This is a genomic window from Tenacibaculum crassostreae, assembly GCF_964512405.1.
GTDB classification, from domain to species: Bacteria; Bacteroidota; Bacteroidia; order Flavobacteriales; family Flavobacteriaceae; genus Polaribacter; species Polaribacter crassostreae.
Window position 1 is genome coordinate 132,314 of the sequence record NZ_CAZELE010000005.1, and the last position, 14,666, is coordinate 146,979.

Consider the following 14,666-nt stretch of genomic DNA (forward strand, 5'->3'; position numbering starts at 1 on the left):
AGGAAGTTTTACCATTTAAAAACCAAATTAGTTATCTTTGAATATCTACGAAATTTTTATTGAAAAAGAACCTCACTTATTATGAAAAAAAGCTTTTCACTACTCCTTATACTTATTGTATTTAGTGTTTTTCAAGCCTGTAAAAAAGAAAAACCTGCAGCGAGTAATATTCAAAAATTTAAAGAGTATGTATCGGTTTTTCCTGAGAAATTAGTGTCTGTTTACCCAGATATTCAGTTTTATTTAAAGAAACAAGTAGCAATTTCTCCTTTACCAAAAGGTGTTATTAGTATGAAACCGATAGTGAAAGGAGAGGTAGTTTTAAACGATAATAAGCTTTCTTTTAAACCTGCGGAAAAACTAAAGGCCAATACCGAATATACCGTTACCTTACATTTATCAAAATTATATGATGATATTGATGAGGATTTGAAGGATTTTACGGTAAAAGTAAAAACCAAAGAGTTGTTGTATAATGTTTCATTGCAATCACCTTACGTGTATGATAAAAATTGGAATTATGTAGAAGGTTTTTTAAATGCCAGCGATGTATTTGAAACCGATCAGTTAGATAAAGTAGTTAAGGCAACCTATAACGGAAAAAATGTACTGGTAAAATTTGCCAGTTCAAGTGAGTTAACATCACGAGTGAGTTTTAAAATTGATAGTTTACAACGTTTTGAAGATGATAAACAGTTAATAGTTACCTGGGACGGAAAACCAATCCAATCCACTTCTAAAGGAGATAGAACGCTTGATATAACTGGAAAGAACAACTTTAAAGTGTTGGATGTTAATGTTGTGAATGGTAATAATCAGCAAATAGAAATTAGTTTTTCTGATCCTATTCACAAGTCACAAGATATTAAAGGACTTATTCAGTTTGTAAATACTAGTAAAAAAACATTTACCTATAAAATTAATAACAATGTGTTGACCTTGTTCCCTAGTTCAGTATTTAAAAACAAGGTAGATATTGAGATTTTCAAAGGAATTAAAAATACAGAAGGTTTTACGTTAAAAGAAAGCTTTCAACGTTCGTTATACTTTGAGCAATTAAAACCTCAAGTAAGTTTTATTAAAAGTGGTGCTATTTTACCAAATTCTAAAAACTTAAAAATCAACTTTAATGCTGCTAATTTAAGAGCGGTAGATGTTACCATTTATAAGATTTATAAGAACAATGTTTTACAATTTTTACAAAGCTATAATTTAAGTCAGCAAGCTAATTTACATTATGTTGGGCGACCAGTGGCAAAATACACTATTAACCTTTCAAACCAAGGATTACAGTTAGATAAGATTAATGCTTTTGCTTTTGATTTAGCCGACGTTCTTCAGGTGGAAGAAGGCGCTATGTATCGAGTGGAATTATCGTTTAACAAAGACTATTCAAATTATAGTTGTGATGGAGTAACTCCGAACAATCCGATAACGTTTGGTAAAAAAGAAATCAACGAAGCTTCTTTTGACAGAACCAGATATTATTACAATGATTATTATGAAGATTATAACTGGAATGAACGTGAAGATGCGTGTACATCATCTTACTACTACAACAAAAAAATCAGTACCAATATTTTAGCAACCAATTTAGGGGTTATCGTTAAAAAAGGAAGTAATAATACAACGTTTATTGCAGTTACAGATATTTTAACTACACAATCTATACAAGGAGCACAAGTAAGGCTGTTTAATTTACAACAGCAAGAGGTTGCCAAAGCAGTAACCAATAATGAAGGAGTAGCAACTTTTACGGGTGTAAAACCTTCTTTTTTTGCACAAATTTCTAAAGATAAAAACACAACCTATGTTCGTTTAGAAGATGGAAATGCACTTTCAATGAGTAAGTTTGATGTTTCGGGTACAAAACTTCAAAAAGGAATCAAAGGATATATTTATGGAGAGCGTGGTGTATGGCGACCTGGAGATCAGTTGTTTTTAACTTTTGTATTGAATGATAAAGCAAATCCGATTCCTGAAAAGCATCCTATAAAATTTGAATTGATCAATCCGCAAGGAAAAATTATTGAGCGTTCTATTCAATATAAAAATGCTCAAAATATGTATGCGTATTCACCAAAAACCAATGACGATGCGTTAACGGGAAATTGGAAGTTAAAAGTAAGTGTTGGTGGAGCAGTTTTTAATAAAACATTAAAAGTTGAAACTATTAAGCCTAACCGATTAAAAATCAAATTAGAAACTGCTGAAGGTGTTGTTAAGTCTAATTCTTCAATTAAAGGAAAAGTAGAAGTAAAGTGGTTACATGGAGCGATTGCAAAAGGATTGAAATTAGATATTAATGGAAAATTCCGTCAAACAAAAACTTCGTTTAAAGGCTATAAAAACTATCAATTTGATGATGTTACAAGAAGTTTTGGAACAGAAGAGTTTAGTGTATTTAAAGGAAATTTAAATCAGGAAGGAAAAACAAGTTTCTCTGTACAACCAAGGTTAGACAACAAAGCTCCGGGAATGTTACAAGCCTCCTTTATAACTAAAGTATATGAAAACGGAGGTGATTTTAGTACCGACGTGTTTACCCAAAAAGTATCACCGTATCCTACTTATGTTGGAGTACAATCACCTATAGAAAAACAATCTAAAAATTATCTGTTTACTAACGAAAGCTATACGTTTGATGTAGCTGCTGTAAATGAAGATGGTAGGGGAGTTGCTACTAAAAACTTAGAAGTAAATGTATATAAAATTTCATGGCGTTGGTGGTGGAATAGAAATGATAATGGACTTTCAAGTTATGACGGAACCAGGTATCACGAGCCTTATAAAAAGTTCAATGTTAAAACCAACGCAAACGGGAAAGGACAATTTGTATTAAAGGTTGATGAAAATGATTGGGGACGTTATTTGGTAAAAGTTACTGATAGAAAAGGTAAACATACGACGTCAAAAGTGGTGTATTTTGATTGGCCTTCGTGGTATGGACGTAAAAAGTCAGATCAAGACAAGTCTAACGCTACAATGTTAATATTTACTACAGATAAAGAAAAGTATAATACTAATGAAAAAGCGTTAGTTAAGTTTCCGTCTTCAGAAGGAGCAAGAGCCCTTATTACTATTGAGAATGGTACTGAAGTGTTAGATCATTTTTGGGTGAATACTATAGATAAACAGACTGAATTTAGTTTTCCTATTCTACCTAAGTACACACCCAATGTATATGTAAATGTTTCGTTGTTACAACCGCATAGTCAAACGGTCAACGATTTACCGATACGAATGTACGGTTCGGTAGCTATTTTGGTGGAAAATTCAGAAACCAAATTAGAGCCTCAAATTCAGTTAGCTGACGAACTAAAACCAGAAAGTAAAGCGACCATTCGTGTAAATGAGAAAAACGGAAAACCAATGACCTATACTATTGCTTTGGTAGATGAAGGATTATTAGATTTAACCCGATTTAAAACACCCAATGCATGGAACACTTTTTATGCACGTCAATCATTAGGCGTTAAAACCTGGGATATTTTTGATGATGTTATTGGGGCTTATGGAGGAAAGATCAATCAGATTTTAAGTATTGGTGGAGATGAGGCTGAAGCAGGAAGCAAAAACAAAAAAGCAAACCGTTTCAAGCCAATGGTTACCTATTTAGGTCCTTTTAATTTAAAAATGGGAGCAATAGAATCCCATGAAATTACGATTCCGAAATATATCGGTTCGGTAAGAGCGATGGTAGTGGCAAGTAATGCAGATCGTGAAGCGTACGGTAGTGATGAAAAAACAGCATTTGTACGTAAACCAGTTATGGTATTAGCGTCGCTACCAAGAAAAATAACACCGCAAGAAACTGTAACGCTTCCGGTAACGGTATTTGCCATGAAACCAAACATTAAAAATGTGCAGGTAACTGTAAAACCTAATGAAGCATTTACGATTGAAGGAAATGCTACTCAAAATGTATCTTTTTCACAACCCGATGAAAAAATGGCGTATTTTAAATTAAAGATCAATGATTTTAAAGGAATTGGAAAAGTGCAGATTGATGCCAGCTCAGGTGTAGAAAAAGCATCATACGAAGTAGAAATAGATGTGTTGAATCCGAATCCGGTTACAACTGAAACCTTGGATTTAGTATTAAAATCAGGTGAAAATAGCGAGATCAATTTCAAGAGTTTTGGTACGAAAGGAACTAATGCAGCGACTGTGGAGCTTTCTACCTTACCACCCATGAATTTTTCGCGAAGATTACAGTATTTGATCCGTTACCCTCATGGTTGTGTTGAGCAAACTACGTCGAGTGTGTTTCCGCAGTTATATTTACCAGAATTGTTTGATTTAGCAGACGATAAAAGAGTATCTATAGAAAGAAATATAAAAGTAGCCATTAAACGTTTATCCGATTTTCAAATGTCAAACGGTGCGATGGCGTATTGGCAAGGAGGAAATTATGTAAGCCATTGGGGAACCTCGTATGCAGGTCATTTTATGTTAGAAGCCAGTAAAAAAGGATATGCATTGCCTATTGGTTTTACAGATAAATGGATTGCATATCAAAAAAAAGCGGCAAGAAATTGGAGAGCTAACATGCATAATGATGACGACGATTTAACACAAGCGTATCGATTATATACGCTTTCTTTAGCGAACAAAGCAGATTTAGCATCGATGAACCGTTTACGAGAAACAGCAGGTATTTCTAACGAAGCAAAAATGCGTTTAGCTAATGCATACGCATTGGTTGGTAAACGATCTATTGCCGAAACTATTTTGAAATCGTTATCAAATGTTGAATACACCAAAAATTACTATACTGGGTACGGTTCAGAAACACGTAACAAAGCGATGTCGTTAGAAACATATACGTTGATGAATAACAAATTGGAAGCTATAAAATTAGCAAAAGAGGTAGCTGCTAATTTATCGGGTGACCAGTGGATGAGTACACAAACAACAGCTTATAGTTTGTTGGCAATGTCTCAATATGCATTACAAAATGGTGGTAGTACAAGTATTAATGCCAGTGTAAACCTAAACGGAATGCCTACAAATGCAACTACGAACAAATCGTTATTCAGTATGGAGACGAGTCAGGTTTTAGCAGATAATTCAGTTAAAATTACTAACAAGGGTAGCGGAGTGTTGTATGCACGTGTTTTTAACAGAGGAATTTTACCCGTTGGGGAAGAAAAAGTAGTTGAAAAGAACCTATCAGCAACTGTTACTTTCAAATCAAAAGATGGAAGTGTAATGAATCCGGATAATTTGAGCCAAGGAACTAATTTCTTAGCTGAGGTAACGTTGAAGAACAACACAACTAACAAGATTGAAAATATAGCCTTAACACAATACATTCCGTCTGGTTGGGAAATTATTAATACTCGTTTTACCGATTTTGGAAATAATACAGCATCCTCACAAGTGGATTATACCGATATCAGAGATGCGAGTATCAGTAATTATTTTACATTGCATGGAAACGAATCTAAAACATTTAGAGTATTGTTGAATGCATCATATTTAGGTGATTATTATTTACCGGGGGTTCAAGCCGAAGCCATGTATGATAATGATTATTTGGTGCGTACTAAAGGACGATGGATTAAAGTGGTGAAGTAGTGAATGCAAAATGTAAAGCAATTTATTATTAGAAATAAATATAAGGTATCTGCAATAGTTTTGTTGCTGATACTTTACTATTTCTGCTTACCAAAACAACTTTTTAAAAACCCAACATCCACAGTTGTTACAGCCAGTAATAATGAATTGTTGGGAGCTATTATTGCTAAAGATGGTCAGTGGCGTTTTCCTGAGCTAGATTCAGTTCCTACGAAATTTGAGCATTGTATTTTACAGTTTGAAGACGCTCATTTTTATCATCATTTCGGATTTAATCCTATTTCAATAGGAAAAGCATTGGTGGAGAATATCAAAGTCCAAAAAGTGGTAAGAGGAGGAAGCACACTTACACAACAAGTTGTTCGTCTATCTCGTAAAAATAAACAACGTTCCTATATTGAGAAGCTAAAAGAATTGGTATTAGCTACCCGATTAGAGTTTCGATATTCTAAAAAAAGGATATTAAACTTGTATGCTTCTCACGCACCTTTTGGAGGAAATGTTGTGGGATTAGAAATGGCATCGTGGCGATATTTTGGGTTGCAACCACATCAATTATCATGGGCAGAAAGTGCAACATTGGCAGTATTACCGAATGCTCCATCATTAATTTACCCGGGAAAGAATCAGCAAAAACTTAAACAAAAAAGAAATCGCTTACTCAAAAAACTATTAAATAAAAAAATAATAGATCAGTTAACGTATGAGTTGGCTATTGAAGAGGAACTGCCTCAAAAACCGTATCCGTTGCCGCAAACTGCACTCCATTTTGTACAACACTTAGGACAGAAAAATAGAGGAGAGCGAATTCAATCTACTATTGATTCACATTTACAACGTCAAGTAAATTATTTAGCAAAAAGACATTATGAACGTCAAAAACAAAACGAAGTTTACAATTTAGCTGTCCTAGTGTTAGATGTTGAAACTCGTAAGGTTTTAGTTTATGTTGGTAATTCACCTACAGATACACCACACCATAAGCACGTAGATAATGTGATTTCTGCCAGAAGCACAGGAAGTGTGCTAAAACCACTATTGTACGCTCAAATGTTACAGTCGGGAGATTTGTTACCTACACAATTAGTTGCTGATGTTCCTACAGAAATTGCTGGATATTCCCCAAAAAACTTCAATTTAACCTTTGATGGGGCTGTACCTGCAAATCAAGCGTTAACACGTTCTTTGAACATTCCTGCAGTACGAATGTTACAACGTTACGGACTGGAAAAATTTCGAAGTGATTTACAAGATTATCACATAAATGATATTACCAAATCGGCTGATTATTATGGATTATCACTTATTTTAGGTGGAGCCGAAGCCAGTTTATGGGATTTGTGTAAAACCTTTACTGGTTATGCGAGTATTGTTAATCATTTTGATATTACTAAGTATAAGTATTATCAAAAAGAATTTGTTGAACCTGTGTATAGAAAGGAAGATAAAATTGATTTAGGAAAACTTCAGAAGAATTTTCAAACGATTGATGCAGGTTCAGCGTATACAACATTACAAGTACTCACAGAAGTTAACAGACCAGAAACCGATCAAGCATGGAAATATTACGATTCTTCACAAAAGATAGCTTGGAAAACTGGGACTAGTTTTGGGAATAAAGATGCTTGGGCTATTGGTACTACGCCAAAATACACGGTAGGAGTGTGGGTTGGGAATTCAGATGGAGAAGGAAGACCCGATTTAACTGGAGTAGGGAGTGCTGCTCCATTATTATTTGATGTGTTTGATGTATTGCCAAAATCGGATTGGTTTTTAGAGCCTTTTGAAGATTTAATTGAAGAGAACATCTGTAAAAAAAGTGGTTGTTTGGCGTTGCCTATTTGTGAGAGTGAAGTAAAACGTATTCCTAAAAACGGTATTCGCGGTAAATCATGCCCGTACCATCAATTGGTACAAGTAGATAAAAATGAACAGTTTAGAGTGAATTCTAATTGTGAGCCTGTTTCAGCAATCAAATCTAAACCTTGGTTTGTGTTACCTCCTTTAATGGCATTGTATTACCAGCAAAACAATTCAGATTATCGACCTTTGCCAAGCTTCAGGAGTGATTGTAATGAGTTGTCATCTAACAAAATGGATTTTATTTTTCCGACGAAATACAAATCAACTATTTCTCTTACCAAGGATATTAGTGGCCAACAAAGTAGCATTATTTTAAAACTCACACATTCCAATCAAAATACTACTGTTTTTTGGTATTTGAACGATGAATTTATCCAGTCTACACAAAATTATCATGAACTTTCTGTACAACCAAAATCAGGAGTTTATAAAGTAACAGTAGTTGATGATTTTGGTAATGAAGTAGATAGAATTCTTGAAATTAAAAATTAATTCTGTTTGAATTTGTTTTTATATTAAAATGATTATTTTAGTTTTTTAAAAATAAGTTATGTTAGAACTAGCGGGGATAATTATTTTAGGAATTTTAGCACAATGGGTAGCATGGAGGTTTAAAATTCCAGCGATTTTACCTTTAATTTTAATTGGTTTATTAGTAGGTCCTATTGCATCAGAGTTTTTTAATGAAGATGGAAGCAAATGGATAGAACCCATTTGGAATGGAGAAAAAGGGTTGTTTCCTGGTGAAGGCTTGTACTATTTTGTATCATTAGCTATTAGTATAATTCTTTTTGAAGGAGGTTTAACGTTACGAAGAGGAGAAATTAAGAATGTAGGACCAGTTATTACAAAACTGATAACATTAGGGTCAGCAGTAACATTTTTCTGTGCAGGTATTGCAGCTCATTATATTTTTGGATTAAGCTGGGAATTATCTTTTTTATTTTCAGCATTAATTATTGTTACAGGACCAACCGTTATAACACCAATTTTAAGAAACATTCCTCTAAAAAAAGATGTATCAGCAGTTTTAAAGTGGGAGGGTATTTTAATCGACCCTATCGGAGCTTTAGTTGCCGTATTAGTTTTTGAGTTTATAAGTGTAGGTGGAGGAGCAGGCTTTACACAAACCGCTTTATTAGAGTTCTTAAAGATTATTTTATTCGGAACTACTTTCGGTTTCACCTTTGCGCATGCCTTAATTTTTATAATCAATAAAAAATGGGTGCCACATTATTTACTAAATGTAGTATCATTATCAACTGTATTATTAGTATTTGTTGAATCTGAATTATTTGCTCACGAATCAGGATTATTAGCAGTAGTAGTAATGGGAATGGTGTTAGGAAATAGTAAGTTAAAAAACTTAAAAGAGATATTATATTTTAAAGAATCATTGAGTGTACTGTTAATTTCTATTCTATTTATTTTATTATCAGCAAACATTGACTTTAAAGAGATGATGTTACTTTATGAATGGAAAACATTATTACTTTTTGCTCTAATAGTTTTTATAATAAGACCGTTGGCAGTCTTTTTAAGTACTTCTCAATCTAACCTAAAAGTAAACGAAAAGTTATTTATAAGTTGGGTAGGACCCCGAGGTATTGTAGCAGCGGGTATTGCTTCTCTTTTTGGAGGAAAACTGTTAAAACAAGGTGTTGATGGGGCAGAATATATTACACCGTTAGTATTTATGGTGGTACTAGGCACAGTGTTATTAAATGCAACAACGGCAAGATTATTTGCAAGAGCAGTAGGAGTGTTTTTAAAGCGTTCTAACGCAATTATGATTGTTGGTGCTTCAGATATGGCAAGATTGGTAGCTAAGTATTTAAAAGATAATAAACGCAGAGTAGTTTTAATAGATTCGAATGCTGAGAATATAGAAAAGGCCAAAAGTGAAGGAATTGAGTCGTTAGAAGTAAATATTTACGATGAAGAACTTACTGATAATATTGAGTTGAATGATGTAGGTTATTTAATAGCAATGACAGGTAGTGATTCAATCAACAAATATGTGATTTCAAATTTTTCTTCAATTTTTGGTGAACAAGGTGCTTATCGTTTAGCAACTTCACAAGAAGTTATTACGAAAGATTATGAAGATGAAGATCATTTATTTACTGTAGAAGATGATTATATCAACATAATGGAAGCGGTACGAGAATTCCCAGAAATTCATGAAACAGCGGTAGAATCTGTACAAGAATATAAAACTAAGATTGAAAAGATTCACGAAGAAATAAAGTCTATTCCTGTTTTAGTTAAGAATAAAAAGACTAATGAAATCTTATTAATTTCAGAGTTTGAGCACGATGTAAAGAAAATAGATGGTTGGGTTATTGTTTACATAGGTAAGAACTTAAACATCTAAACCAAAAGTATTCTTTAACTTTTCAAGTAAAGGATTTTTCTCTTTAAGTTTGTCATACTTCTCTTGTGGTGTATAGGCAAACTTTTTTTCTATAGTTTCATTAACCTTAACGTTAATTTGAATACCGTAGTTGTTAAGTTTTTCTCTTAAAAAACGTAATAATTTTGGTTTTCCTTTTTCTAATTGAGACTTCATTAATTCACTAGGAACCGCAAAATTGATAGTAAAATTTTCTAGTAGTTTAGGTTCGTCTGAAGCTAAAATAGCAGCGATACTTTGTTCACCTAATCGTTGTAGTTGAAAGTAATACTTTTTCCACGCATCTTTTAAATCATCATGAGAAAATAACGCCTTTGGATGGTTGTCGAAATTTTCTTCTTCATCAGAATTTACTTTAATTTCTTTCTTTTCCTGTAAACTTTTAAAAGACAACGCAGAAGTACGACGTTTAACATTCTTTAAAGTTGGTTTAGGTACTTCAGAAGAACTTATAGTAGTTGGTTTTTCTACAACTTTTACTGGAGTTTTAGGAACAACTGGTTTTACTTCAGTTTTTTTAACTGAAGGAGAAAGAGAAGTAAAAAAAGTAGCGGGAATTATGTAGTTGCTAGATTTTTTTTTTGCTCCATCAAAAGTGATAGAGGCAATTTGCATTAAAGTAAGTTCTACCAATAAGCGTTGGTTTTTACTTCCTCGATATTTTAAATCGCAATCGTTTGCCTTATCTATAGCTGACATTAAAAACTGCATGCTAGCCTTTGTAGCTTGATCTAAATATTTCTTTTTGGTGTTATCACCAACTTCTAATAAAGCAATAGTTGCTTGATCTTTGGCAACTAACAAATCTCTAAAGTGAGAAGCTAATCCGTTAATAAAATGATGTCCTTCAAAACCTTTGCTCAACACATCATTAAAAGCCATTAACACTTCAGGAATTTTATTGTCAAGTAGTAAATCCGTTATGTTAAAATATACGTCGTAATCTAAAACGTTTAGGTTTTGAGTTACCGCTTCACGAGTTAAATTATTTCCAGAGAAACTTACAACTCTATCAAAAATTGATAAAGCATCACGCATTGCTCCGTCAGCTTTCTGAGCAATTACATGTAGTGCATCATCTTCAGCAGTAATATTTTCTTTAGCACAAATTGTTTTTAAATACTCTTTAGCATCTAAAACACCTATTCGTTTGAAATCAAAAATTTGACAACGTGATAAAATTGTTGGAATAATTTTATGCTTTTCGGTAGTTGCTAAAATAAAAATAGCATGTGCAGGTGGTTCTTCTAAAGTCTTTAAAAAAGCGTTAAAAGCTGCTTGCGAAAGCATATGAACCTCATCAATAATATATACTTTGTATTTTCCTGTTTGTGGTGGAATACGAACCTGATCGGTTAAATTACGAATATCATCAACCGAGTTGTTTGATGCTGCATCTAATTCAAAAATATTAAAAGCAAAATCCTCATCATTTGTAGTTGCATCTTCTTGATTGATGCGTTTTGCTAAGATACGAGCACACGATGTTTTACCAACTCCACGAGGACCTGTAAACAATAAAGCTTGTGCTAAATGGTTGTTTTTTATAGCATTTTCTAACGTATTGGTAATAGCTTGTTGCCCTACCACATCTTCAAAATTTTGAGGACGATATTTACGTGCTGATACTATAAAATGTTCCATTAAAACTTAATCTTTATACGAACAAAAATAGAAAACCCATTGGCAACTCGCAAACAAATTTCTTAAGGAAATATTAAAGTTGTAAACAATTGTATAAAAGTAGATTTTAGAACGACAAAGACAGTATATAACGATAAATTATGAAGATAGTAAAGATAACAGCATCTATAATTGGTGTTTTTTTAATTACAATTTTATTTGGCTTTTCTACGGAAAAGAAACTTGAAAAAAATGTATTATCAAATTATTCAACAAAAGATACGAAAGTAGCATATTTTGCAAGTGGTTGTTTTTGGTGTGTAGAAGCAATTTTTGAAAGTGTAAAGGGAGTTGAGGAAGCTGTATCAGGATATGCTGGTGGACATACTAAAAACCCTACTTATAAAAGTAGTAATACAGGTACAACAGGACATGCTGAAACGGTAGCTGTGTATTATAATCCTAAAGAAGTAAGTTTTGAAACTTTAGTAACGGTATTTTTTGGATCACATGACCCAACAACCAAAAACGGTCAACATCCTGATTATGGAACTCAATATCGCTCGATAGCTTTTTATGACACCAATGAAGAAAAGAAAGTAATTGATAATACTATTAAAAAACTGAATAAAGAAGTTTATAAAGGTAAGATAGCAACAGAAGTCAAGAAGATTGATAAGTTTTATCCTGCGGAAGATTATCATCAAAATTATGAGAGGTTGCATCCTGAAAATCCATATGTACAAAGAGTTTCAATCCCTCGATTGAATCGCTTTAAAAAGAAATTTCCTGAGTTGCTTAAAAGAGAAAAAGAATAAAAACTTTATTAAGTTAAAGTTTGTTTATATAAAGAGGCACCCTAACAATTTTATTAGGGTGCTGTTTTTATTATAGAGTAATGTTAAGACCTAAAACAATATTTCTACCAGGGTTAAAAATATTTTCACTTTTTAAACGAGATAGGTGATTGATGTATTTTTTATCAAATAAATTATTTACTGATAATGAAGTTGTAAACGTATATTTATTGACTTTTATATCACCTCCTAAACCAACATTTACTAAGTTATATGCTGGTGTAGATGTTTCAAATTGACTAACATTTTCCTGCTTAAAGAAAGAGTGTAAACTAACCATAGCATATCCGTGAGGTAACCATGAATCATTTGAAAATTCTGTACGTAAAGTATTTTTCAATGCATTTGCTGGAATTAAAGGTAAATAATCACCGTTATTTTGCTTACCGATAACAGTTTCAAAACTACTTTCTAAATGTAACCAGTCATATGGGTGTGGGTGTAAATGGAATCCAAACTCACCCCCATACAATTTAGCATCTTCTTGTAAATACGTAAACACAGGAGCTTCATCTTCTATTTCACCAGTAGGAGACAGATAAATATAATCGTTTAACTTGTTGTAAAATCCGTTTGCAAACAATTCAAAATGTTCAGCATTATAATCAAAAGAAAGATCAAACTGTAAGTTTTTTTCGTTTACAAGGTTGTTATTTCCTTCTTCGAAACGATTTGTACCATGATGAACTCCGTTTGAAGTTAATTCAGCAAGGTTCGGAGCTCTAAATCCGCTAGCAATATTTAAACGAGTACTAATAACATCAAAAAGTTTAGTTTTTGCTCCAAAAGAAGCAGTAAAACTATTAAATGATTTATCAATAGCTTCAAAAACATGCACCTCAGCTTCATGAACTACTTCGTGTCTTTCTGTAGTAATTGTTCTATTGTCGTAACGAATACCCGCTTGTAAAGAAGTATTTTCATTCCATTCAAAATTGGTAGTGGCAAACAAACCAAAGTCATTCATTGTTGCATTTGGAATTAACAATTCTTCTCCAAAATTTGTGTTTGTTTGACTTAATCCTTGTGTACCTACTAATACTTCAAACTTCCCAAATTTAGGAAGGTGGTATTTAGCATTGTAACTAAACGTTTTAAGTCTCATGTTTAAAGCCGCTTCGCCTTCTTCGTGCACTTCATGTTCTTCTTCAGTTTCACCTTCAACATGCTCTTCGTGTTCTTCAAACTCTTTTCTATTATTAATTGTATATCCTAAATCGATATCTAATTTTGAGTTTTTAAAGAAAACATGATTGTGTAAACTGATAATATGATTATCAATATCTTGATAAGGAACTTCTAGATGTGTTTCTTTTGTTTGTTCTCCAATTCCTTCGGTTAATCCTAATCTCGAATTATTAAAGTTATAACGTAATTCAGAAGAAAAATTCTTTTCGTGAAAACCAATACCTAATTTTAAGTCTCTTTCGTTAAATCGTGTATTTGTAACTCTATAATTAGGAGTTTTATAGTCTGAATGTTGCGCATACGTTCCTCTTGCTAAAAATTGCCAGTTATGAACTGAAGATTTTAAACCAATGGATGTGTTGGTTCCTAGTGTGTTACTGAAAAAACGCTGATTAAAATTTAGTTTTGTTTTGTTTTCAGGAGCAAATTTTTCTGGTTGAATGTATAGAACACCTCCTAAAGCGTCCGAACCGTATAAAAGTGATGCTGGTCCTTTAATAACTTCAATTCCTTCAATACCAGCATCGTTAATACCTAAACCATGCTCACCACCAAATTGCTGATTTTCTAAACGAATTCCTTGAGTATATACCAAAACTCTATTTCCACTTAAACCTCTAATAACGGGTTTACCGATAGAAGTTCCTGTAGAAACCTGTGAAACTCCGGCAATATTTGTGATTCCTTCAGATAGGGTAGTAGCACCCGTTTTTTGAATAGCTCTAGCTGAAAGACGTTCAACCTTAACTACATTTTCTGATTGTAACTTGTTAAAGGGTGTAGAAATGATAACTTCATCAATCTTAAAAATTGATTCTTCTAAACTAAGGTCAAAAGAAACATTTTCGTTATTAAATGTAAATTCTTTTGAAACACTTTTAAATCCTAAAAAAGTAAAATTGATAGCTACTTTTCCGTTTGGGATATTTTGTAAAGTATAGCTTCCGTCTTCATTGGTAACGGTTCCTTTATGCAATTGTTCAGAGTAAATTTCTACTCCTAAAAGAGGATTATTATCGGTATCAGTAATTTTTCCTGATAAACTGTTTTGTGCATATATAGCAGATACTCCCATAAATAATAGGAGATTTAATATTTTATTCATGTAATTGTATGTTACTATTTTATTTAAAAAG

Annotated in this window: 6 protein-coding genes; 4 read left to right on the forward strand and 2 right to left on the reverse strand. The window is 32.7% G+C overall.

Going from position 1 to position 14,666, the window contains the following annotated elements:
* Nucleotides 1-81 precede the first annotated feature (81 nt).
* The 3 genes from ACKTST_RS05970 to ACKTST_RS05980 are packed head-to-tail and all read left to right on the forward strand — an operon-like array spanning nucleotide 82 to nucleotide 9,823.
* Nucleotides 82-5,583: an alpha-2-macroglobulin family protein gene (locus ACKTST_RS05970; RefSeq protein ID WP_408046836.1), complete on the forward strand. Its 5,502-nt coding sequence runs from the start codon at nucleotides 82-84 to the stop codon at nucleotides 5,581-5,583.
* 3 nt (nucleotides 5,584-5,586) lie between these two features.
* A complete protein-coding gene (pbpC, locus tag ACKTST_RS05975; RefSeq protein ID WP_408046837.1) occupies nucleotides 5,587-7,938 on the forward strand; it encodes a penicillin-binding protein 1C in 2,352 nt (783 codons plus the stop codon).
* Between the two features lie 58 nt (nucleotides 7,939-7,996).
* Complete coding sequence (locus ACKTST_RS05980; protein ID WP_408046838.1) at nucleotides 7,997-9,823, forward strand: cation:proton antiporter; 1,827 nt, start codon at nucleotides 7,997-7,999, stop codon at nucleotides 9,821-9,823.
* Here the strand turns inward: ACKTST_RS05980 and dnaX are convergent.
* Complete coding sequence (gene dnaX, locus ACKTST_RS05985; protein WP_408046839.1) at nucleotides 9,812-11,506, reverse strand: DNA polymerase III subunit gamma/tau; 1,695 nt, start codon at nucleotides 11,504-11,506, stop codon at nucleotides 9,812-9,814. The genes ACKTST_RS05980 and dnaX overlap by 12 nt on opposite strands.
* Before the next feature lie 140 nt (nucleotides 11,507-11,646).
* Between dnaX and msrA the strand changes: the two genes are divergently transcribed.
* Entirely contained in the window at nucleotides 11,647-12,303 is a 657-nt protein-coding gene (msrA, locus tag ACKTST_RS05990) for a peptide-methionine (S)-S-oxide reductase MsrA (RefSeq protein ID WP_408046840.1), read from the forward strand.
* A gap of 70 nt (nucleotides 12,304-12,373) precedes the next feature.
* Here msrA and ACKTST_RS05995 read toward each other — a convergent pair whose 3' ends face one another.
* Entirely contained in the window at nucleotides 12,374-14,635 is a 2,262-nt protein-coding gene (locus ACKTST_RS05995) for a TonB-dependent receptor (RefSeq protein ID WP_408046841.1), read from the reverse strand.
* Nucleotides 14,636-14,666: the final 31 nt, after the last annotated feature.

Excerpts from the sequence above, each read along its gene's own strand:
- ACKTST_RS05970 (WP_408046836.1), top strand. The coding sequence starts at position 82 with ATGAAAAAAAGCTTTTCACTACTCCTTATACTTATTGTATTTAGTGTT.
- dnaX (WP_408046839.1), bottom strand. The coding sequence starts at position 11,506 with ATGGAACATTTTATAGTATCAGCACGTAAATATCGTCCTCAAAATTTT.
- pbpC (WP_408046837.1), top strand. The coding sequence starts at position 5,587 with ATGCAAAATGTAAAGCAATTTATTATTAGAAATAAATATAAGGTATCT.
- ACKTST_RS05980 (WP_408046838.1), top strand. The coding sequence starts at position 7,997 with ATGTTAGAACTAGCGGGGATAATTATTTTAGGAATTTTAGCACAATGG.
- ACKTST_RS05995 (WP_408046841.1), bottom strand. The coding sequence starts at position 14,635 with ATGAATAAAATATTAAATCTCCTATTATTTATGGGAGTATCTGCTATA.
- msrA (WP_408046840.1), top strand. The coding sequence starts at position 11,647 with ATGAAGATAGTAAAGATAACAGCATCTATAATTGGTGTTTTTTTAATT.